At 71.3% G+C, this 21,352-nt stretch carries 21 protein-coding genes; 13 read left to right on the forward strand and 8 right to left on the reverse strand.

All coding sequences use genetic code 11. From position 1 onward, the window contains the following. Positions 1 to 16: 16 nt before the first annotated feature. Both E1288_RS39395 and E1288_RS39400 read left to right on the forward strand, forming a co-directional pair. Entirely contained in the window at positions 17 to 1,129 is a 1,113-nt protein-coding gene (locus tag E1288_RS39395) for an ATP-dependent DNA ligase (protein ID WP_132493775.1), read from the forward strand. 11 nt (positions 1,130 to 1,140) lie between these two features. Continuing rightward, positions 1,141 to 2,040, forward strand: coding sequence for a 2-dehydropantoate 2-reductase (locus tag E1288_RS39400; protein ID WP_132493776.1), 900 nt, complete (start codon positions 1,141 to 1,143; stop codon positions 2,038 to 2,040). A gap of 15 nt (positions 2,041 to 2,055) precedes the next feature. Here the strand turns inward: E1288_RS39400 and E1288_RS39405 are convergent, their stop codons facing one another. Further along, the gene (locus tag E1288_RS39405; protein ID WP_132493777.1) at positions 2,056 to 3,012 is read right to left on the reverse strand and encodes an EamA family transporter; all 957 of its coding nucleotides are present in this window, start codon (positions 3,010 to 3,012) and stop codon (positions 2,056 to 2,058) included. Positions 3,013 to 3,170: 158 nt separating this feature from the next. On the opposite strand from E1288_RS39405, the gene E1288_RS39410 reads away from it, so the two are divergent. Beyond that, a complete protein-coding gene (locus tag E1288_RS39410; protein WP_132493778.1) occupies positions 3,171 to 4,730 on the forward strand; it encodes an alpha/beta hydrolase in 1,560 nt (519 codons plus the stop codon). 344 nt (positions 4,731 to 5,074) lie between these two features. After that, positions 5,075 to 5,617 (forward strand): AAA family ATPase, encoded by a 543-nt coding sequence (locus E1288_RS39415; RefSeq protein ID WP_207954808.1) that lies wholly within the window; start codon positions 5,075 to 5,077, stop codon positions 5,615 to 5,617. A gap of 299 nt (positions 5,618 to 5,916) precedes the next feature. Here the strand turns inward: E1288_RS39415 and E1288_RS39420 are convergent, their stop codons facing one another. Next, on the reverse strand, positions 5,917 to 6,687 hold the full coding sequence (locus E1288_RS39420; RefSeq protein ID WP_132493779.1) for a DUF4389 domain-containing protein: 771 nt from the start codon (positions 6,685 to 6,687) through the stop codon (positions 5,917 to 5,919). A gap of 431 nt (positions 6,688 to 7,118) precedes the next feature. Between E1288_RS39420 and E1288_RS39425 the strand changes: the two genes are divergently transcribed. From E1288_RS39425 to msrB, 3 genes are read left to right on the forward strand one after another with little or no spacing between them, the layout of a single operon-like run. After that, positions 7,119 to 7,517 (forward strand): hypothetical protein, encoded by a 399-nt coding sequence (locus E1288_RS39425; protein WP_408014306.1) that lies wholly within the window; start codon positions 7,119 to 7,121, stop codon positions 7,515 to 7,517. A 52-nt stretch (positions 7,518 to 7,569) separates the two neighbouring features. Beyond that, the gene (locus E1288_RS39430; protein WP_165968496.1) at positions 7,570 to 8,649 is read left to right on the forward strand and encodes a DNA glycosylase AlkZ-like family protein; all 1,080 of its coding nucleotides are present in this window, start codon (positions 7,570 to 7,572) and stop codon (positions 8,647 to 8,649) included. Positions 8,650 to 8,694: 45 nt separating this feature from the next. Next, positions 8,695 to 9,114, forward strand: a complete 420-nt coding sequence (gene msrB, locus E1288_RS39435) for a peptide-methionine (R)-S-oxide reductase MsrB (RefSeq protein ID WP_132493781.1) — start codon at positions 8,695 to 8,697, stop codon at positions 9,112 to 9,114. A 2-nt stretch (positions 9,115 to 9,116) separates the two neighbouring features. Here msrB and E1288_RS39440 read toward each other — a convergent pair whose 3' ends face one another. Genes E1288_RS39440 through hemE form a run of 5 tightly spaced genes read right to left on the reverse strand, consistent with a single transcriptional unit; the run spans position 9,117 to position 13,040 of the window. Beyond that, positions 9,117 to 9,518: a type II toxin-antitoxin system VapC family toxin gene (locus E1288_RS39440; protein WP_132493782.1), complete on the reverse strand. Its 402-nt coding sequence runs from the start codon at positions 9,516 to 9,518 to the stop codon at positions 9,117 to 9,119. Then, positions 9,515 to 9,751, reverse strand: coding sequence for a FitA-like ribbon-helix-helix domain-containing protein (locus E1288_RS39445; protein WP_132493783.1), 237 nt, complete (start codon positions 9,749 to 9,751; stop codon positions 9,515 to 9,517). The genes E1288_RS39440 and E1288_RS39445 overlap by 4 nt, the downstream gene beginning before the upstream one ends. Before the next feature lie 58 nt (positions 9,752 to 9,809). Then, a complete protein-coding gene (gene hemQ, locus E1288_RS39450; RefSeq protein ID WP_132493784.1) occupies positions 9,810 to 10,505 on the reverse strand; it encodes a hydrogen peroxide-dependent heme synthase in 696 nt (231 codons plus the stop codon). Positions 10,506 to 10,509: 4 nt separating this feature from the next. Next, positions 10,510 to 11,946, reverse strand: coding sequence for a protoporphyrinogen oxidase (gene hemG / locus E1288_RS39455; RefSeq protein WP_132493785.1), 1,437 nt, complete (start codon positions 11,944 to 11,946; stop codon positions 10,510 to 10,512). Then, positions 11,946 to 13,040 carry a uroporphyrinogen decarboxylase gene (gene hemE / locus E1288_RS39460; RefSeq protein WP_132493786.1) on the reverse strand — a complete coding sequence of 365 codons (1,095 nt, stop codon included), beginning with the start codon at positions 13,038 to 13,040 and terminating at the stop codon, positions 11,946 to 11,948. The genes hemG and hemE overlap by 1 nt, the downstream gene beginning before the upstream one ends. A 225-nt stretch (positions 13,041 to 13,265) precedes the next feature. Between hemE and E1288_RS39465 the strand changes: the two genes are divergently transcribed. The 3 genes from E1288_RS39465 (at position 13,266) to E1288_RS39475 (ending at position 16,317) form a co-directional block, all read left to right on the forward strand. Beyond that, positions 13,266 to 13,832 carry a DUF3000 domain-containing protein gene (locus E1288_RS39465; protein WP_132493796.1) on the forward strand — a complete coding sequence of 189 codons (567 nt, stop codon included), beginning with the start codon at positions 13,266 to 13,268 and terminating at the stop codon, positions 13,830 to 13,832. Between the two features lie 415 nt (positions 13,833 to 14,247). Continuing rightward, on the forward strand, positions 14,248 to 14,964 hold the full coding sequence (locus E1288_RS39470; RefSeq protein ID WP_093264979.1) for a response regulator: 717 nt from the start codon (positions 14,248 to 14,250) through the stop codon (positions 14,962 to 14,964). Between the two features lie 90 nt (positions 14,965 to 15,054). After that, positions 15,055 to 16,317, forward strand: a complete 1,263-nt coding sequence (locus E1288_RS39475) for a ribonuclease D (RefSeq protein WP_132493787.1) — start codon at positions 15,055 to 15,057, stop codon at positions 16,315 to 16,317. 49 nt (positions 16,318 to 16,366) lie between these two features. Here the strand turns inward: E1288_RS39475 and E1288_RS39480 are convergent, their stop codons facing one another. Beyond that, positions 16,367 to 16,915, reverse strand: coding sequence for a TIGR03086 family metal-binding protein (locus tag E1288_RS39480; protein WP_132493788.1), 549 nt, complete (start codon positions 16,913 to 16,915; stop codon positions 16,367 to 16,369). Between the two features lie 229 nt (positions 16,916 to 17,144). Here E1288_RS39480 and E1288_RS39485 point away from each other — a divergent pair, with 229 nt between their 5' ends. The 3 genes from E1288_RS39485 to E1288_RS39495 all read left to right on the forward strand — a co-directional run bounded on the left by E1288_RS39485 (position 17,145) and on the right by E1288_RS39495 (position 21,231). Continuing rightward, on the forward strand, positions 17,145 to 18,386 hold the full coding sequence (locus E1288_RS39485; protein ID WP_207954809.1) for a thiolase family protein: 1,242 nt from the start codon (positions 17,145 to 17,147) through the stop codon (positions 18,384 to 18,386). After that, positions 18,383 to 20,533: a 3-hydroxyacyl-CoA dehydrogenase NAD-binding domain-containing protein gene (locus E1288_RS39490; RefSeq protein WP_132493789.1), complete on the forward strand. Its 2,151-nt coding sequence runs from the start codon at positions 18,383 to 18,385 to the stop codon at positions 20,531 to 20,533. Before E1288_RS39485 ends, E1288_RS39490 begins: the two co-directional genes overlap by 4 nt. A gap of 116 nt (positions 20,534 to 20,649) precedes the next feature. After that, a complete protein-coding gene (locus tag E1288_RS39495) occupies positions 20,650 to 21,231 on the forward strand; it encodes a Uma2 family endonuclease (RefSeq protein ID WP_132493790.1) in 582 nt (193 codons plus the stop codon). Positions 21,232 to 21,352: the final 121 nt, after the last annotated feature.

Here is a 21,352-nt window from a genome sequence, read left to right on the forward strand (position 1 = left end):
GACCAAGGAGGACCCGGTGCTCCCACTGCAACCGCCGGTGAAGCCGATGCTGGCCAGCCCGGTCGAGGGCATCTCCCGGCAGGGCGGCCTGCTGTTCGAACCGAAGTGGGACGGCTTCCGGTGCCTGGTGTTCGCCGATCCGCAGGCCGAGCAGCCGGTGCTGCTGCAATCCCGCACCGGCCGCCCGCTCAACCGGTACTTCCCCGAGGTCCTGCGGACCATCGCCGAACACCTCGACCGGCCCGCGGTGCTGGACGGCGAGCTCGTGGTGATCCGGCGCGACGACGTCGGCGACCGGCTGGACTGGGACGCGCTGGGCGAGCGCATCCACCCGGCCGCCAGCCGGGTCAAGGTGCTCGCCGAGAAGACGCCGGCCACCTTCATCGCCTTCGACCTGCTGGCGCTGGACGACCGGGACCTCACGGCCGCGCCGCAGACCGAGCGCCGCGAGCTGCTCGCCGGCCTCGGCCTGGACCACGACGGGCTGCGCACCACGCCGGTCACCGACGATCCGGACACCGCGGCGGAGTGGTTCCGGGTGTTCGAGGGCGCTGGGCTGGACGGCGTGATCGCCAAGCCCACCAACGGCGAGTACGTGCCGGGCAAGCGGACCATGTTCAAGATCAAGCACTCCCGCACCGCGGACTGCGTCGTCGCCGGGCTGCGCTGGCACGCCAAGACCGAACCCGGCACCGCGGTGGGTTCCCTGCAGCTCGGGCTGTACGACGACCGTGGCGTGCTGCACCACGTCGGCGTCGTCGGCGCCTTCCCGGCCGCGCAGCGACGCGCGCTGGCCACCGAGCTCGCCGAGCTGATCACCGACGGGGAGCACCCGTGGCTGGGGCCCGATGCGGCGGACGGGCGGCGGCTGCCCGGGTCGGTGAACCGCTGGAGCAGCACCGAGCAGCCGTGGGTGCCGCTGCGCCCGGAACGCGTCGTCGAGGTCTCCTACGACCACACCGAAGGCGCCCACCCGGGCCGCTTCCGGCACACCACGCAGTTCGTGCGGTGGCGCCCCGACCGCGACCCCGGATCCTGCCGCTACGACCAGCTCGACGAGCCCACGCGGTACGACCTCGAAGCAGTGCTCGGCGGCGATGTCGACCGGGGAGCCCGCGTCGACGGGTAATGTCACGACCCGTGGCAGCACAACGCATCGCGGTGATCGGTTCGGGCGGTATCGGTGGCGTTCTCGCGGAAGCTGCGCATTCCGCCGGGCACCAGGTGACGATGTGCGTCCGGACGTCGTTCGACCGGCTGACGCTGGAAACCCCGGGCCGCACCGGGGAGATCCCGGTCTCGGTGGTGACCGAGCCCGGCGCGCTCGGCGAGTACGACTGGGTCCTGCTGACGACGAAGGTCCAGGACGCGGCGAGCGCGGCCGGCTGGCTGCGGAAGCTGGACGACGGGCGCGCCCCGGTCGTGGTGGTGCAGAACGGCGTCGAGCACCGCGAATCGATCGCCGGGCTGGGTCTGCAGGCCCAGGTGCTGCCCGCGCTGATCTACGTGGCCGCCGAGCGGGTCCGGCCCGGGCACGTGGTGCGCCGCGGCCCCGCCACCATGCAGGTCGAGGCCGGCGAGATCGGCGAGCGCTTCGTCGAACTGGTCTCCACCGACGATCTGAGCGCCCGGACCACGTCGGACTTCCGCACCGCGGCGTGGCGGAAGATGCTGACGAACCTGGCGCCGAACCCGATCACCGCGCTGACCCTGCGCCGCCTCGACGTGCTGCGCGAGCCCGACATCCTGGACCTGAGCAAGGGCGTGCTCGCCGAGGCCGTCGACGTCGCCCGCGCCGAAGGCGCCCGGCTGACCCACGCCGACGCCGAGAAGGTGCTCTCGGACTACATCGAGAAGTTCCCGCCGACCAACGGCACATCGATGCTCTACGACCGGCTGGCGGGCCTGCCGACCGAGCACGAGCACATCACCGGAGCGCTGGTGCGCGCGGCGGACGAGCACGACCTCCCCGTCCCGCTCAACCGGACCCTCCTGACCCTGATGCGCGCCCTCCGCCCCATGCGGATGCCGTCCATCTGACCTCGCCGGCCGGGGTCAGTTGGCGCCGGTGTCCTTGGGGCCCGCCTCGTCGGACTTCCCGTCGCCGCCCTTCGTCGCGCCGACCGAACCGACCGAGGCGACGACGACGCACCCGATGGCGACCCACTGCCAGCCGCCCAGCATCTCGCCCAGCACCAGCAGCCCGGCCAGCGCCGCCACCGCGGGCTCCAGGCTCATCAGCACGCCGAACACCCGCGGCGGCATCCGGCGCAGCGCCTCCAGCTCCAGCGAGTACGGCACCACCGAGGACATCAGCGCGACCACCAGCCCGGCGATGAGCACCGCCGGGTGCAGCAGCGCCGTCCCGGCCTCGGCGATGCCGAACGGCGCCGCCACCAGCGCGCCGAACGCCATGCCCAGTGCCAGCCCGGATCCGCCGCTGGTCCGGCTGCCGAGCTTCGCGCCGACCAGGATGTAGCCGGCCCACAGCGCGCCGGCCATCAGCGCGAAGGCGACCCCGACCCAGTCGAGCCCGCCCTCCACCCGGGCCAGCAGCACCACGCCGGTGCCGGCCAGCACGGCCCAGACGATGTCCAGCTTGCGGCGGGAGCCGATCACCGCCACGGCCAGCGGGCCGAGGAACTCGATGGTGACCGCCGCGCCGAGCGGAATCCGCGAGAACGCCTGGTAGATGCAGACGTTCATGCCGGCGAGCACGGCGCCGTAACCGGCCACCACCGCCAGCGTCTTGCGGTCCATGCGCAGCGACGGCCGCCACACCGCCAGCAGGATCACCGCGGCGAAGGTCAACCGCAGCGCCACCACGCCGGACGCCCCGGCCGTGGTGAACAGCTGCTTCGCGAACGCGGCGCCGACCTGCAGGCTGATCACGCCCAGCAGCACGAGCATCGGCGGCGGGATCGCCCCGAGTGCGCGCGCGGAGACGTGCTCCACGCTGAACAGCGACCGCCTGTTCGACGATGCCCCCGAGCCGACCTGCGCGACGTGCACGATGCTCCTCTGCCTCCGCCAACCGCTTCCCGCCGCACGTTATCCCGCCACCGGCCGCGACCGTCACCCGATTGTCAGGGCCCTCACCGGGGCCTCACCCGGATCATGCGATGCTGACCCGGTCCAGCGACCACCGCGCATGCCGACTAGGAGTACCCGTGCCGCGCACCACTCACCGGGTCGGGGCCGCACTACTGCCGTTGCTGCTGCTGGTGGTCGCCGCCTGTTCGGCGGGGCCGTCGGACCGGCCCGCGGTCGCCTACCACGACGGCGAGCAGCAGGTCGTCCCCGCGCCGCAGCCGCCGAAACCGGCCCCCGTCCCGCCGCTGGGCTCTCCCGGCGACGACGCGCAGAGCTGGGAGGACTGCACCGAGCAGACACGCACGGAGCTCGGCGGTCTGCCAGCGGGCATGACCTTCTCCTGCTCGAGGCTGATCAGTACGCTGGACGCCCCGGAAGCCCCGGAACGCGGCACCGCGCGCATCTCGCTGATCCGCGCCGGTTCCGGCCACGTGCCGCTGGTGGTGCTGGGCGACGTCGGCGGCGAGCCGGGTACGACCTACGCGGCCCGGCTGGCCACGCAGCTGCCGGCGGAACTGCGCAACACGTTCGACATCATCGGGATGGACCGGCGCGGCACCGGCGAATCCGATCCGGCCGACTGCGTGCCGCCCGCGCAGCGCGATGCGATCGTCGGCTTCGACCCGCGTGCCACCGACCGCGCCGCGCTGGACCGGCTGCTCGAATCGGTGCTGTCGGCGAGCCAGGAATGCCTGCTCGACCTCGACGAGCGGCTGCAGGCCTACGACACCTGGCGAGCGGCCTCCGACCTGGAAGAACTCCGCCTGGAGTTGGGCGTGCCGCGGCTGCACGCGATCGGGCGCGGCGAAGCGGCGCGGCTGCTGACGACCTTCGCCGAGCGCTTCCCCGGATCGGTCGGCCGACTGGTGCTCGACGGCGCACCGGACCCGACCCGCGACGCCATCGGCCAAGCGGAATCGCAGGCGCAGAGCGCAGAGCAGACCTTCGACGTGTTCGCCGCCGACTGCGTCAGCCGCGGCTGCCCGCTGGGCCCCGAGCCGCGCAAGGTGGTCGGCGATCTGGTCGAGCGGACCCGCGGCACGCCGCTACCGGCGCCGGGCACCTCGGTCGGCGCCGGCCGGGTGGTGCAGGCGATCCTGCTGGGGCTTTCCGATCGGGCCACCTGGCCCGCCCTCGCCGATGCGCTGGCCGCGGCCGGTCGCGGCGACGGCGCCGGTCTCGCCTCGATCAGCGCGCCGCTGGTCGCCGACCAGGGCGTAAACCCGCCGTGGCTGGACGGCGACCTGATCACCAGCTGCAACGACACGACGGTGCGCGTGCCGCCGCAACGCACCGGCGAGCTCGCGCTGGACTGGGTGAACCGGTTCCCGCTGTTCGGCGGTGCCGCCGCTCAGCGGCTGGTGTGGTGCGGGTCGTGGCCGGTCCCGCAGCAGCCGCTGCCCTCGCCACGCCGCCCGGACCTGCCGCCGATCCCGGTGATCAGCACCGCCAACGACCCGCAGCTGCTGGGCCTGGGCACCGATCACATGGCCGAGCAGGTGCCGACCGGGGTGCTGCTGCGCTGGCAGGGCGCCGGGCACGGGGCCATCGGCAAGTCACCGTGCATCACCGAAGCGGTCAGCCGGTTCCTGGTGCAGGGCACCGTGCCGACGGAAGGCATGGCCTGCCCGGGGTGATCCCGCAACACCCCGGACAGACCCCCGCGGCTCAGCCGCAGCTGGAGCAGCAGCCGCAGGAAGGACCGCTGCAGCTGCCGCAACAGCTGCAGCCACCCTGGGCTTCCGGTGCACGTTCGGCTTCGGTGCGGACCATCTTGGCCTCCCGCGTCGTGACGAATACCAACGGTTGCGATGGTGCTCGCCGACGGAGCAACCGAGACACCGCCGGGCGAGGGAAACACGTTGGGCCAACCCGCTGAACAGGACACATGAACGCATAGCGATCTGTAACCGGGTGCGAAATGCGCATGACGACTGCGCCGACCGGGTGAGAAGATCCACTCCTCGCACGAGGAGGAAATGTGTCCGACGAGCACCACCAGGCCGTCCTGCTGATCACCGGCATCCAGGCCGCCGGGAAGTCCACCATCGCCCAGGGAGTCGCCGAAAAGCTCCCGCGCTCGGTGCACCTGCGCGGCGACGCATTCCGCCGGATGGTTGTCGGCGGCCGCGAGGAGATGTCCGCGCCGCCGTCCGACGAGGCGCTGCGCCAGTTGCGGTTGCGCCACCGGTTGACCGCGCAGGCCGCGGACTCGTACTTCGCGGCGGGGTTCACCGTCGTCGCGCAGGACGTGGTCCTGGGCGAGCACCTGGCGGAGATGGCCGAGAACATCGGAAGCCGGCCGCTGCTCGTGGTCGTCCTCGCGCCGTCGACCGCGGCGATCGCGGAGCGCGAGGCAGGTCGCGGCAAGACCGCGTACGACAGCTGGGCGATCGCGGAGCTGAACGCCGTGCTGCACGAGCAGACGCCACGCATCGGCCTGTGGCTGGACACCTCCGACCAGACCCCGGAGCAGACCGTCGCGGAGATCCTCGACCGGGCCTGGACCGAAGCCGTGATCTGATCCCGCCCCGCGTTGTCCCGCGGTTTCAATGAGCAGTTTTCATCTTGGCTGGTGACCGCAGCCGCGACAGCCAACGGACCGTATCCCGAAAGCAGTCGCATGCGCCGCAGGCGCATAGCCCACCTACGCAGCTCGCACCGCCGCGGGTTCTCAGCGTTCGCCTGGCGAGGACGGCCCAACCGCCGTGTATTGGACATACATCAGGTTGGGCACCCGCAGTCCAGGCGGGCGGTGAGGTTCCGCCACCCGCACCGCCACGCAGAACGAGGACGAAAGAACCTCATTGAAACTGCGGGACGTCAGCGGTCGTAGTAGTAGTCCTGGTGTTCCGGCGGCTGGTACTGCGACTGCACGACGCCGTTGGTGACCGCACCGATCACGCCGAGCACGATGAACACGATCAGCAGGACCCGTCCGCCCTGGGACATCACCAGCGGGCGGGTGCCCTGCGACTGGCGCGGCGGGTTCTCCTCCGCGCGCGCATCGCCGAACAGCTTCTTCGGGTAGGCGCCGGTCAGCAGGTAGAAGTAGGCGTTCGTGCGGTAGCTGTAGCGCAGCACCGCCGCGGAGGCGTCGAAGACCGGCCGCGGGTTGCGGCCCAGGACCAGCACGACCAGCCAGATGAAGAACGCCAGCACGCCGAAGCCCTGGCTGACGATCGCGCTCACGATCGCGGCCGGGATCACCAGGATGATCCGGAAGAGCACCGCCCACCGGTTCAGCTCGCCGGGCCGGATGTCGGCCTGCACCGGGTAGTCCGGCTCGGGCACCAGGAACGGCGGGTACTTGTCGACGAGCAGCATGTTCGACGCCACCACCCTGGCCTGGTAGCCGACGAACAGGCTCAGGAACCCGGCGATCCAGTCCGGCAGCCGCCCCAGGAACAGCGCGGCGAACCAGCCGACGATCAGCACGACGGCGGCCGCGATGGACAGCAACCAGAGCACGATGAAGTGCGGGATCAACAGGAGCAGTCGCAATAGGACGGTCCAGCGCCGCTGCCGTTCCGGGGGAACCACCTCCAGCTCGGGCAGGAATAGGCCGTTGGCTTCCGCGGGCTGGTCGCTCATCATCGCCTCCCGAGTCCGGTGTGGAGCGCGGCGACTGTAACCACCGCCCCTGGGCCGGTCCGGGATTCGGCTGGCGGCACGCGCTCTCCATCATCCGATCTGGTGAACGGCGCGCGCGACGGCTCACGTGCGGGCGTTCCACGGCGTTTTCCCGGCGAGCGATTGATTCCGCAAGCCGGGAGGAGCCTCCACATGTACGAGACTGGATACCTGTCAGATCACGCTGTCCAGGGACGGATTCGCCGTGGTGCCACACCAGTGCCGGATCGCGAAGGTCTTGGCGAACCCGGCCGGCCAACGCATCGGCGCATGCATCGCAGACTGGATCATGTCCGGCGACGGAACTCGGAGCGGCCTTCTCGTTCACCCGTCCGCCGCGGGCGCGCGCCCCCGCAGATGAAGAGAACCGACCACTGTGGACGAGGTGGGCTGTGCGGCGGACGGCCGGCTCGGTGGCCGACTCGTCCGAACGCGGCACGGTTCGCGAACAGCCGCCCGACGTTGCCGTGGTGAGGCGCTACGGTGGGGCCGTGGAGCGCGGCGACCGGGATGAGGAGACCGAGCGCCTCGGTGATGATCTGCACGGGCTCGACCCGGAGGATCCCGAGGTGCAGGCCTTCGCTGAGCATCGCGACCGGATGCAGCGGCCGAACTCCGAGGCCACCGTGGAGGGCATGCTGCGGGGCGTGGACGACTTCGCGCAGAGCGCGAACCGGGCGAACGGTCACCGCAGGCTGATGGCCGTCGCGGTGGTCCTGCTGATCCTGTTCGGCGTGCTGTTCACGATCTGGAACGCCGTCTCGTTCGTGTTCGGCACCTTCCTCGGCTGATCTGTCGGGGTTGTGGGGCATGCTCGACGCCTGCCGTCGAATCGGAGTACCCGTGATCGAGACCGACCGCGAACGAGTCCTGGCCTACCGGCACGCCGTCCAGCAGTTGGACCGGCCCGCAGGCGCCGTCGAGAACCTCGCCGTGCTGCCGCTCGGCGTGCCGGACACCCCGGCGGGCTCGGCGCTGCAGTCGGTGCGCACGCGGGTCCCCGGAGCGGAGCTCCCGGACTCGGTGGTCCTCGCCTGGTCGGTGCGCGGCAGCGCGCACCTGCACCGCGCCGCGGACCTCGCGGAGCTGGCCGGCCGGCTCTACCCGATGTCGGACGCGGACGTGGTGGCCCGGATGCCGGTCATGAAGTCGGTCGACGCCCCGCTCGCGGTGTTCGGCAAGACGGTCGCGGCGATGCGCGAGCACTCGCTCGAACCGACGGATCGGGGCACGCTGAGCGCGGCGGTCACCCGCGACGTCCCGGAAGCCTCGGCATGGTGCAAGGCCTGCGAATCGACCCACGTCTTCTACTCGCTGTACCTGCAATCCGGGCTGGCGGCGGGCATCCGGCTCGTCCGCGCATCCGGGCGGCTGCGGATCACGGCGGCCCCGAAGTGGCACGTCCCGCAGCAGCCCGCCCGGACCGACGCCCTGATCAAAGACGTGCTGCGCCTGCTCGGCCCCGGCTCGATCGCCGACGTCGCCGCGCTCCTCGGCACCAGCGCCACCGCGCTGCGCCCGGCCTGGCCGGCGGACCTCGTCGAGGTCTCGGTGGCCGGGAAGCAGTCGTGGTTCGTGCCGGACGCCATCGCGGCGCTCGACTCGCCGCCGTCACCACGGGGCGTGCGGCTGCTGCCGACCGGCGACCCGTACCTGCAAGCCCGGGATCGCGCGGAGTTGCTGCCGGATCCCGCGCACCGAAAGGTCCTCTGGCGGGCGGTCGGCTCTCCCGGGGCCCTGCTCGCCGACGGCGAGATCATCGGCACCTGGCGAGCCAGGAAGGCCGGCAGCAAGCTCCAGGTGGACGCGACGGGCTTCCGCGCCCTGAGCGCCGCCGTCCGCGAGGAGGTGGAAACCGAGGCCCAGCAGTTGGCCGGGACCAGAGGGGCGAAGTCGGCCGTGGTGGCGTTCGACTCGATCTGAGACCGCGCCGATGCAGTTGATCTTCGCACCGATTAGCGTGGAGGCATGGATCCGGTCGCAGGAACCCCGAAGGTCACCAAAACCGATCAGGAGTGGCGGGAACAGCTCAGCCCGAACGAGTACGCGGTGCTGCGCCAAGCCGCCACCGAGCCGGCCTGGCAGGGCGAGTACGTCGACACCAAGACGGTCGGGGTCTACGAGTGCCGCGGCTGCGGGGCCGAATTGTTCCGCAGCGACACCAAGTTCGAATCGCACTGCGGCTGGCCGTCGTTCTACGACCCGACCGACAGCGACGCGGTGATCCTCCGCGAGGACCGGTCGCTCGGCATGGTGCGCGTCGAGGTCCTGTGCGCGTCCTGCCACGGCCACCTGGGCCACGTGTTCGAGGGCGAGGGCTACCCGACCCCCACCGACCAGCGCTACTGCATCAACTCGATCGCCGTCCGCCTGACCCCGGCGGAGTGAGATCACACGACGACTTCGACCTTGCACGGAAGCTTCGGCGCGCGGGAGAGCCTCGCATCCGCCGTCAGCAGTGGCACGTCCAGACCAGCAGCAAGCGCCACATAGAGCGCATCGTAGAACGTGATGGCACCACGCAATTCCCACGCAGCTTGGCTGAGCGGACCTACGTGCGGATAGCGGTGGTCGATCAAGTGCTTCATCGCCAGGAGCGCAGTCGTCGCGGCTTCCTCCTCAATCCGCCCGCCCAACTCCTGCCTTCTAAGCACGTTCCCGACCTCGGCGTCGACATGGTGCGGTGCATGGCACTCGCTCTGCAGCAGCTGATGCCGCAGCTGGCGAGCCTCGTCCGACACCACGGTGGTTGCCAACACGAGAGTCGAGGCGTCTACGACGAATTCCTTCACCGCCGATCAGCATCCTTTGCCGCGAGGATGCTTTCGACGGTCACTCCGGTACCGCGATCGTGAGCGAGTGCTGCCTCAACAGCCGCGAGCGCTTCTTCCTTCGTTCGCCGCGATGCCATGCGCACGACCTCATCACGCATGTACGTCTGCAGCGACATCCCAGCGGATCGCGCTCGTTTGCGGATCGTCTCGTAAGCCTCTTCCGGGATGTCCCGGATCTGAATGGTTGCCATAGCGCGATAGTAGCGCAACAGCGCTACTATCGCGCTACCTCGACGGCCTTGTGCCCGTTCAGGGAAGGCGGGTGACCAGGTCGGGGACGTCGACGCGGTGACCGGTGTAGAACGGGATCTCCTCGCGGACGTGCAGGCGGGCCTCGGTGCCGCGCAGGTGGCGCATCAGGTCCACGATCCGGTGCAGCTCGTCGGCCTCGAAGGCCAGGATCCACTCGTAGTCGCCCAGCGCGAAGGACGCCACCGTGTTCGCCCGGACGTCCGGGTAGTCGCGGGCTTCCTTGCCGTGGTCGGCCAGCATCGTGCGGCGCTCGTCGTCCGGCAGCAGGTACCACTCGTAGGAGCGCACGAACGGGTACACGCAGATGTACTTGCGCGGCTCCTCGCCCGCCAGGAACGCCGGGATGTGGCTCTTGTTGAACTCGGCCGGACGGTGCAGCGCGACGTTGCTCCACACCGGCTCGGACGCCTGCCCCAGCGGGGTCTCCCGGCGGAACCCGGTGTAGGCCGCCTGCACTTCCTCGATCCGCTCGGCGTGCCACCAGATCATGAAGTCCGCGTCGGCGCGCAGCCCGGAGACGTCGTAGACGCCGCGAACCACGACGCCGGTCTCGGCCAGCGAGTCCAGGTACTCCTGGGTCTGCTGCGCGGCCTTGGCCCGGTCTTCGGGCAGCGTGCCCTGCTCGATCCGGAAGACCGACCACATGGTGTAGCGGATGGTGTCGTTGAGCTCGTTGTAGTTCAGCCGCGCCATGCGTTCATGCTCCCACCTCGCGGCGACCGACCTGCAGCAGGTCCCGCGTGATATCGGTCGCTGCCGCGGTCCCGGTGGCGATGCACGCCGGAACGCCGACCCCGTGCAGCGCGGCGCCCGCGATCGCCAGCCCCCGCACCTCGGCCACGACGCGCTCGACGTCGGCGACCAGGTCGAGGTGTCCCACGCCGTACTGCGGCAGCCCGCCGCCCCAGCGCGTCACGACGGAGTCCACCGGAGCCGCGGAGATCCCGGTCAGCTCCGCGAAGTCGGCCTGGACCCGGCGCAGCACTTCGGAGTCGTCCAGCCGCAGCTCGGCGGTCTCGCCGAACCGCCCGACCGAGCCGCGCACCAACAGCTCTCCCTCGGCGCCGCGCAGGTGCGGCCACTTCTTGCTGGAGAAGGTGAATGCCTTGGCGGTGAACGGGGTTCCGTCCGCGTGCTGCTCGCCGCGCGCGATCAGCACGCCCGATGCCTCCGGCAGCCGCGTGCCGGGCGGTAGGGCGAGCCCGACGACGATCGAGGAGGACAGCTCCACCTCGGCCAGCTTCGCGGCCGCCGCCGGAACGACGTCGCCGAGGAGTCGCCGAGCCGCTGGAGCGGGCACCGCGAGCACCACGGCGTCGACGTCCAGGGACTCCGGGCTGGGCGCGGCACCGATCTCCAGGCGCCAGCCCTGCTCCGCCCGCGTCAGCTGCCGCACCGGAAGTCCTAGCCGCATCTCGGCGCCGGCGGCGATCAGCAGCCGGTCGACCAGCTCCCGGTAGCCGTAGCGGAACGCGCCGAACACCGGCGGCTTCGGCGCATCCGCTGGCTTCGGCGCGGGCAGCGCCGCCGCCGCGGCAGCCGTGATCGACTCCGCTCCGGCGTCGAGCGCTGCGGCCAGCGCCGGGATCGTGGCCCGCAGGCCGAGCCGGTCGGCATCGCCCGCGTAAACGCCGCCGAGCAGCGGTTCGACGAGGCGGTCGACGACCTCGTCACCCATCCGCCCGCGCAGCAGCTCGCCCACCGAGATGTCGGCGCCGCCGAGCCGGACCGGCGGCAGTTCCGCCTCCGCCCGGACCACAGCCACTCCCGCCGGGGAAAGCACGTCCTGCACCGCCTCCGGCGAAGCCGGGACGCCCATCACGGTGCCGCCGGGCAACCGGCAGGTCCGGCCGCCTGCGCGCACCGTCGCGGACACCGCGCCAGGGTGCACGACCTCTTCCGGCACGCCGAGCTCTTCGGCCAGCTGCCGGACTTCCGGACGCCGGTCGAGGAATGCCTCCGCCCCGACGTCGTAGCGGCAACCTGCGAGCTCGACGGTGCGGAGCTTGCCGCCGAGGCGCTCGCCCTGCTCGAAGAGCACGATCTCGGCGTCCGGCCCCAGCCCGCGGCGGAGCCGGTAGGCGGCGACGAGACCGGCGATGCCGCCGCCGACGACTGCGACCCGGCGCGTCATCACTGCTGCTTGCTCGCGGTGTGCACCAGCTCGACGACGCGGGTGAGCACCTCTGGGTCCGTGCTGGGCAGCACGCCGTGGCCGAGGTTGAAGATGTGGCCGCCGGCCGCCTTGCCCTCGCCGAGAATCCGGTGCACCTCGCGCTCGATCGCGTCCCACCCGGCGAAGAGCACCGCCGGGTCGAGGTTGCCCTGCACCACCGGCGCGGCGGCATCCGGCTCCGCCGCGCGCAGCCGCGCCGCGGCCTCGTCCAGCGGCACCCGCCAGTCCACGCCGACGACGTCGGCCCCAGCGGAGCGCATCGCGCCGAGCAGCTCGCCGGTGCCCACCCCGAAGTGGATCTTCGGCACGTCCGCGATCTCGGCGACGGCGGCGAAGATCCGCCGGCTGTGCGGCAGCACGAATTCGCGGTAGTCGCGCAGCGACAGGGCCCCGGCCCAGGAGTCGAAGAGCTGGATCGCGTCCACCCCGGCCGCCAGCTGCACCTTCAGGAACTCCAGCGTGGTGTCCGCCAGCCGGTCCAGCAGGGCGTGCCAGGTCTGCGGGTCGGAGTGCATCAGCGCCTTGGTGCGCTCGTGGTTGCGGCTCGGGCCGCCCTCCACCAGGTAGGACGCCAGCGTGAACGGCGCACCGGCGAACCCGATCAGCGGCGTCTGCCCCAGCTCGCGCACCAGCAGCCCGATCGCGTCGGCGACCGGCGCGACCTGCGCCGCGTCCAGCGTCGGCAGCGCCGCGACGTCGGCCGGGGTGCGCACCGGGTTCGACACGACGGGACCGGTGCCCGCGACGATGTCCAGCCCGACGCCCGCGGCGTACAGGGGCAGCACGATGTCGCTGAACAGGATCGCGGCGTCGACACCGTGCCGGCGCACCGGCTGCAGGGTGATCTCGCTGACCAGTTCCGGCGTCAGGCAGGCCTGCAGCATCGGCACGCCCTCGCGGAGCTTGCGGTACTCGGGCAGCGAACGACCCGCCTGCCGCATGAACCAGACCGGGGTGTGCCGGGGAGTGCCACCGCGGGCGGCAACCAGCAGGGGGGCGTCGGCCAGGTTCCGGCGGGCCGAGGCCGGCGCGGGGTTCGCGGAGTTCGTCATCGAGGTCGCTGTCCGTAGGTCGAGAGGCGTCCCGGGGACGGCGCCACGGCGGGCCGACCGGGCTTACGCGGCAATCTTCGCACGCACCCGCCCGCCCCCCTTTCCCTGCCTCGGCGCCCCGCCGGGGACGCCTCCGAGGCCGGTCGCGAAGCGTCTTCATCCCCCGTTCGGCGTGCCTCCGCAACCGCCCGCACCGGGCCGCATACAGTCGGCAGCGTGACGGAGATGCCGGTGGCGCCCGAGGTTTTCCGGCAGGCTGTTGCCTCGTTGACGTCTTCGCGTCCGCGAGCGGAGATAGAGCTGACCGAGGTCGGGCCGCCCAAGCGACTCGCTCCTTGGGCCCATGCGCTCGCCGCGGAGGCGAACGGTCCGGCCGGTGAGCTGGCCACCGCCCGCTTGGTCCTGCTCTACGACCCGGAAGGCCAGGAGGCGTGGGCGGGCGTGCTGCGGCTCGTCGTCTACCTGCGGGCCGAGCTCGATCCGGAACTGGCCACCGATCCGCTGCTGCCGGCTGTCGGCTGGTCGTGGCTGACCGATGCGCTGGAGGATTCCGGCGCGTCCTGGACCGCCCTGGGCGGCACGGTCACGCTGACCTCGTCGGCCCGCTTCGGCGACATCGCGGGCCCGGCCCGCAGCCACGATCTGGAGTTGCGCGGTTCGTGGACGGCCACCGACGCGGAGCTGGCGCCGCACGCGGCGGCGTTCCACGAGTTGATGGCGAGCGCGGCAGGCCTGCCGCCGGAAGGCGTCTCGATGCTCGGCGGGTGGTCCGGGACGGCGCACCGCGACTGATCGCGAGATCGCCCGATCACCGGCTGTGTCGGCCGACTCCGGCGCGTCAGGTTCGGCGCAACCGATCCCGTTTCCGCGGCAGCCGACACGCCGATGCGCGATTTCCTTTCGCGAAGACCCTGCGAGCCGCCGAAACCGTTGATTGCGCAAGTTATTCACAATCCGCGTTCATGTTACGTCGCTTGGCCACGCTCCGACGTTACGGAGATAGCTCATAGTCACCCAAAAGAGCGATGCGATCATGTTCAGGTAACAACTCGATCGGGATAGATACCCGATTGATCGTCCCGCTGACCCGCTTGGGCGGTTACGCTGCCCCCGACGACACCACTTTCGGTCGATCAGTGGCGCGGCTGATTGGTCGAGAGTCCCGGTGCCGGTCGGGGGGCACGACCGACTCCAGGGAGGTAGTGACGTGGCTGCCGTCGGCTTAGGTCAGGCCGCTCGAACCACGCCCGCCGGCGCTTTGCCGGCCAACATGGTCCCGCACCCGCGGGAAGAGCTGTTCACGGTGCTCGTGGTGGACGACCATCCGCTGCTCCGGGAGGCAATCGCCGCCCGGTTGCTGCAGATGGGCGCCGGCACGGTGCACGAGGCCGCATCCATGGCCGAAGCCAGGGCTCGCGCCCTGGCGACCGGTCCGTGCGACCTCGCAATTCTCGATCTCGGACTCCCGGACGGGACCGGCATCGAGCTGGTAACCGAACTCCGGAGCCAGGGCTGGCCACGGATCGTGGTGCTCGCTTCGTCCGATGACCCGTATGCGGTCCGGGCCGCCTTCCAGGCAGGTGCGCAGGCGTACCTGCTGAAGTCGGCCTCGCCCATGGTGGTCACCGACGGCGTGCGCCGCGTGCTCGATGGCGGCGTGTACGCCGATCCCAGCGTGGCGCCGGTGCTTGCCGCCGGTACCCGCGTGCCGGGAACGGACAACACGCCTCGCGAGCTGTCCGGGCGCGAGGTCGAGGTGCTCCAGTTGGTGGCCGACGGCCGTTCCAACAAGGAGATCGGCGAGGCGCTGAACCTGTCCGCACTCACGGTGAAGAGCCACCTGTCGCGGATAGGGCGCAAGCTGGGCACCGGCGACCGGGCGCAGATGGTCGCGCTGGCCATGCGGGCCGGCGTGATCCGGTGACCGGACGCTGACGCACCTGCACCGGTGCGGTCGACCCGACGAGCTCGGGTGGAGTAGCCCCACGGCGCGGGCAGAAGCACGTAAGGTCTGATAGCCGTGGAAGCTGCAAGCCCCGAGACCGTCGGGTCCGACCGCCCGGAGCCGGTGTTGTTGACCGAACCCACCGATGGCGTACCGCCGGTGGTGGACACGCCTGCCGCGTTGAAAGCCGCCGCGGCCGCACTCGCCGCGGGGACCGGACCGGTCGCCGTGGACACCGAGCGCGCTTCGGGTTATCGCTACTCGCAACGCGCTTACCTGGTACAACTCCGCCGAGAGGGTGCCGGGACCGTGCTCGTGGACCCGATCGCGCTGGACGGCGCGCTCGATCCGCTGCCGCCGGCGCTGGACGACACGGAGTGGGTGCTGCACGCGGCGTCCCAGGACCTGCCATGCCTGGCCGAGCTCGACCTCCGACCAGCGCGGTTGTTCGACACCGAGCTGGCCGGCCGGCTCGCCGGGTTCGAACGGGTGTCGCTGGGCACGCTCGTGGAACGCATGCTGGGCTACCGGCTGGAGAAGGGGCACAGCGCGGCGGACTGGTCCCGCCGACCGCTCCCCCAGGACTGGCTGGTGTACGCCGCCCTCGACGTGGAACTGCTGATCGCCCTGCGCGACGCGATGCGCGACGAGTTGGAGCGGCAGGGGAAGCTGGACTGGGCACACCAGGAGTTCGAGGCGGTCCGCAACGCCGCACCCGCACCGCCGCGAGCAGAACCGTGGCGTCGCACGTCCGGGATTCACCGGCTGCGTAGTCCCCGGCAGCTCGCCGCCGTTCGAGCGCTGTGGGAAGCCCGCGACACCGTCGCCCGGGACCGAGATCTCGCGCCTGGCCGCGTGCTGCCGGACTCCTCGATCGTGCAAGCCGCACAGGCCAATCCGAAGACCGAGGCCGACCTGGTCGCCCTGCCGGTGTTCGGCGGGCGGCAGCAGCGGCGCCGGGCGTCGCTGTGGCTGCAGGCGCTGCGGGCGGCGCGTCGGCTGGAGAACGACGAGCTGCCGGCACCGGCTTCGCCGCACGACGGGCCGCCTCCGACCAACCGGTGGAGCGACCGGGATCCCGACGCCGCGGCGCGGCTGTCCGCGGCGCGTTCGGCGCTGTCGAAGATCGCCGAGCGCCACCACCTGCCGGTGGAGAACCTGCTGCTCCCCGACCTGGTCCGGCGGACCTGCTGGATCCCGCCGGAAGACCGCAGCGTCACCGGCGTGACGGAACTGCTGCGCGACAAGGGTGCCCGCGAGTGGCAGATCGAGCTCACCGTGGAGGACCTGAGCAAGGCCCTCCACGCGACGCCCGCGGCAACGGCCGACTGAGGCCTTCCGGGTGGCGGTTCGCGCCGAACCGCCACCCGGAAGGCGCCGCTCACGGATTGCGGCCGAGGAATGCGAGCATGCGGTCCTGCTCGGATGCGTTCTCGGCGATGGGCACCTCCGGACCGCAGACGCTCTTGTGCCGGATGTTGTCTCCCAGGGCGCGGGCATCGGCGAAAACCCTGGTGACCTCGTTCGCCGGCAGCGCCTCGTCCTGCCCGGTGGCCCTGGCGATGTCCCACCCGTGCACGAGCAGGTCGAAGCAGAGGAACCGGTCGATCGTCGCCTCGACGGTGGTGCGGCCGAACATCCCTTCGTACTCGCGGCCCGCCCGCTGCGGGTCGTCGAGCAGCGCCTGGGCCGCGTAGCGGGCCTCCAGCCACGCCCCCAGCGGGTCGTCGTCCACGACCTTCGCCAGGGTGATCGCCTCCCCGGCCCAGCCGGGGATGTCGCGGTGCACGTCGACGACGTGGCGCAGGACGTCCAACGCGGTCCAGCCCTCGCACGGGGACTGCGCCGACCACCCGCCGGCGGGCACCGCCTCGACGCGGCGGGTGAACTCGGTGGCCAGCGCGCGGTAGCGCTCGGAAGTTTCGCTCATGCCCACAGCCTGCGCCGCGCCGCATCGCCTGTCGCGGGCGGATCCGGGATCGGCACGCGGGGTCCTCCCGGATTGGTCGCCGTCGGCGGTGCTGATCAGAATGTGAGACAGCCGACACGGTCCGCCCGCGTGGTTACCGACGGGTAATAAGCGCTAGAGTGCGGTTACCGGCCGGTAATCGACCGACGATCCGGCCAGCACCATCCACCAAGCCAGTGAGGAGCACGCCGTGGCCGCACCTGCGTCGGCACCCGCCGACAGCCGCAGCCGCCCAGCGGTTCGGGACGTGGTCTTCGTCGACGGCGTACGCACGCCGTTCGGCAAGGCCGGTTCGAAGGGCCAGTACGCCCAGACCCGCGCCGACGACATGGTCGTCAAGGTCATCCGGGAGCTGCTGCGGCGGCACCCGGAACTGCCGACGGAGCGCATCGACGAGGTCGCCATCGCCGCCACCACCCAGATCGGCGACCAGGGCCTGACCATCGGCCGCAGCGCGGCGCTGCTGGCCGGGCTGCCCAAGTCGGTCCCCGGCTTCGCCATCGACCGGATGTGCGCCGGTGCCATGACGGCCGTGACCACCGTGTCCAGCGGCATCGCCTTCGGCGCCTACGACGTGGCGATCGCAGGCGGCGTCGAGCACATGGGCAACCACCCCATGGGCGAAGGCGTCGACCCCAACCCGCGCTTCGTCTCCGACAAGATCGTCGACCCGTCGGCGCTGATCATGGGCTCGACCGCGGAGAACCTGCACGACCGGTACCCGACGCTGACCAAGCAGCGCACCGACGCCTACGCCGCCCTGAGCCAGCAGCGCTACGACGAGGCGCTGCGGGCCGGGAAGATCACCCCGGACCTGGTCCCGGTGTCCACCCGCTCCGAGCAGGGCTGGGGCCTGGCCACCACCGACGAGCCGCCGCGCCCGGGCACCACCGTCGAGGCGCTCAGCGGCCTGAAGACGCCGTTCCGCCCGCACGGCCGGGTCACCCCGGGCAACGCCGCGGGCCTCAACGACGGCGCGACGGGCTGCCTGCTGGCCGACGCCGACACCGCGGCCGAGCTCGGCCTGCCGGTCGGGATGCGGCTGGTCGGCTACTCCTTCGCCGGCGTCGAGCCCGAGGTCATGGGCGTCGGGCCGGTGCCCGCGACCGAGAAGGCGCTGCAGCGCGCCGGGCTGAGCATCGACGACATCGGCCTGTTCGAGATCAACGAGGCCTTCGCGGTCCAGGTGCTGGCGTTCCTGGAGCATTTCGGCATCGCCGACGACGACCCGCGGGTCAACCCGTGGGGCGGCGCGATCGCCTGCGGCCACCCGCTGGCCTCCTCCGGCGTGCGGCTGATGACGCAGCTGTCCCGGCACTTCGCCGAGCGCCCCGAGGTGCGCTACGGCATCACGACCATGTGCATCGGCTTCGGCATGGGCGGCACGGTCATCTGGGAGAACCCGAACTACAACGCTGGAGGCGAGCAGTGACCAACGACTTCGCGGCGCTGTTCCCCGACGAAGTGGTGACCAAGGCGTTCACCCGGCTCGTCGACGTGCCCGGCCTGGCCGGCAAGCTCGCGCTGATCACCATCGACAACGGCCACGACCACACCCGGCCGTCCACCTTCGGCCCCGGCGGCCTGACCAGCCTGAACGCCGCGCTGGACGAGGCGTTCGCCGCCGAGCCCGCGGCCATCGCGGTCACCGGCAAGCCGTTCGTGTTCGCCGTGGGCGCGGACCTCTCCGGCATCGGGCGGATCTCCGAGCGGGAGCACGCCCACCAGATCGCGCAGACCGGGCACGACGTGTTCCGGCGGCTCACCGAGTCGAAGATCCCGACCTTCGCCTTCGTCAACGGCGCGACGCTCGGCGGCGGCCTGGAGCTGGCACTGTCCTGCCACTACCGGACGGTGGCGGCGAACGCCGGCGCCATCGCCTTCCCGGAGTGCTTCCTGGGCCTGTTCCCGGGTTGGGGCGGGACCCAGCTGCTGCCGAACCTGATCGGCCCGGACGCCGCGGTGACGGTGATCATCGAGAACGCGCTCAGCCAGAACCGGATGCTCAACCCGAAGAAGGCCCGGCAGCTGGGCATCTTCGACGAGCTGCTGGAGAGCCCGGACTTCTTGGAGGAGTCGCTGCGCTGGGCGGTCCGCGTGATCAACGGCGAGCAGGCCGTGACCCGCCCGGAGATCGACCGCGGCAAGGCCTGGGACGACGCCGTCGCCCGCGCCAAGGGCATCGTCGAGGCGCGCACCCACGGTGCCTCCCCCGCGGTGACCAAGGCCGTCGAGCTGATCGAGCTGGCCCGCGGCAACGACCTGGACGCCGGCTACGCCGCCGAGACCGAGGCGCTGGCCGACGCGCTGATGTCCGACGAACTGCGCTCGGGGCTCTACTCCTTCGACCTGACGCAGAAGCGCGCCAAGCGGCCCGCCGGGGCGCCCGACAAGTCGCTGGCGCGCAACGTCACCAAGGTCGGCGTGGTCGGCGCCGGGCTGATGGCCGGTCAGCTGGCGCTGCTGTTCGTGCGCCGCCTCGAGGTGCCGGTGGTGATCACCGACATCGACCAGGAGCGCATCGATCGGGGCGTGGCCTACATCCACGGCGAGATCGACAAGCTCGCCGCCAAGGGCCGCCTGTCGGCGGACGCGGTGAACCGGCTCAAGGGGCTGGTCACCGGCTCGCTGGACAAGAAGGCGTTCGCCGACGCCGACTTCGTCATCGAGGCCGTCTTCGAGGAGATGTCGGTCAAGCAGCAGGTGTTCGCCGAGCTGGAGCAGTACGTCTCTCCCGAGGCGATCCTGGCCACCAACACCTCGTCGCTGTCGATCACCGAGATGGGTTCGAAGCTGAAGAACCCGGAGCGGGTCGTCGGCTTCCACTTCTTCAACCCGGTCGCGGTGCTGCCGCTGCTGGAGGTCGTGCGCGGCGAGCAGACCGATGACGCGGCGCTGGCGACCGCGTTCAAGGTCGGCAAGCAGCTGAAGAAGTCGTGCGTGCTGGTCAAGGACGCGCCGGCGTTCGTGGTGAACCGGCTGCTGACCCGGTTCATGGGCGAGGTCATCGCGACCATCGACGAGGGCACGCCGTTCGAGGTGGCCGACAACGCGCTGGAGCCGCTCGGCCTGCCGATGAGCCCGATGGTGCTGCTGCAGCTGGTCGGCCCGGCGGTCGCCCAGCACGTCAACGAGACGATGCACGCGGCCTACCCGGGCCGGTTCGGGCTCAGCGACAACATGCAGCGGTTCGTCGCCGCGCGCAAGGCCGCGGTGTGGATCACCGACGAGTCCAGTCAGTCAGCGGCGCAAAGCGCCTCCGTGGGGGGCGGCGGTCGGGCGACGGGCGGGCAGGTCGTGGACCCCGAGGTCGCGGCGCTGTGGGAACAGGGCGACAAGCCGTCGACGTCCGAGCAGGTCCGCGACCGGGCGCTGAACGCGCTGGCCGAGGAGATCCGGATCATGCTCGACGAGGGCGTGGTCGTCGAGGCGCAGGACATCGACCTGTGCATGCTGCTCGGCGCGGGCTGGCCGTTCTGGCTGGGCGGCATCACGCCCTACCTGGACCGGGCCGGCGTCTCGGAGAAGATCAACGGCAAGCGATTCCTCGCCCCGGGCGTGGCCTCCGTGCCCGCCTGACCGGCGATTCGCGGCCGACGGGGCCGGGGCGTTTCCGCCCCGGCCCCGTTCGCGTGCGTGAGCTCGGGTGCCGCGTTCTGCCATGATGGAGCCGGACGGAGAAGAGGTGATGGCCGGTGACCGCGCTTGTCCGGCACGAACTGGGGCCGTTCACGATCGCCGACTGGCACGCGCTGCCCGCCCGGGAGGACGGGTCGCGCCTGGAGCTCATCGAGGGGTACTGGCTCGTGACGCCGCCGCCGACCGGGCAGCACCAGTGGGCCGAGAAGCGGATCATCTCGCACTTCGACCAGGCCATCACCTCGGCCGGGCGGACCGATCTCTACGCGGTCGGTGGCATCGGTATCGAGATCAGCACGAGTTACCGCTCCGCCCTCATCGCCGACTTCGTCGTCCTCGACACGCCGCCCGTCGGCACGTCGTTCCAGCCCGGGAACGTCCTGCTCCTCGGCGAGATCTGGTCCCCGGGCAACACCTCCAGCGAGCAGCAGGAGAAGTTCCAGGCCTGCGAGCGAGCCGGCATCCCGTACTTCTGGAGCGTCGCCCAGGACCACGGCGGCCCCGTCGAACTCGCCGCCTACCGCCTCGAGAACGATCGCTACGTGTGCGACGCGACCGCGAAGGCCGGTCACGGGAGCGCGTGGATCACCGCCAGCCCGGTCCCGTTCGAACTCGATGTGACCTCGCTCCGGCTATAGCTTGTTGTTTAACCTGTGCGGTTTTGGTGTTGTTGGAGGGTGAGGTCGCGTTTGATGGTCTTGCCGACGTCGTGACGGGTGGCGCGATGCGTGTTGCGGGAACCGGGTGGGCGTCCGGGAC

Source organism: Saccharopolyspora elongata (assembly GCF_004348985.1).
Lineage (GTDB): Bacteria > Actinomycetota > Actinomycetes > Mycobacteriales > Pseudonocardiaceae > Saccharopolyspora > Saccharopolyspora elongata.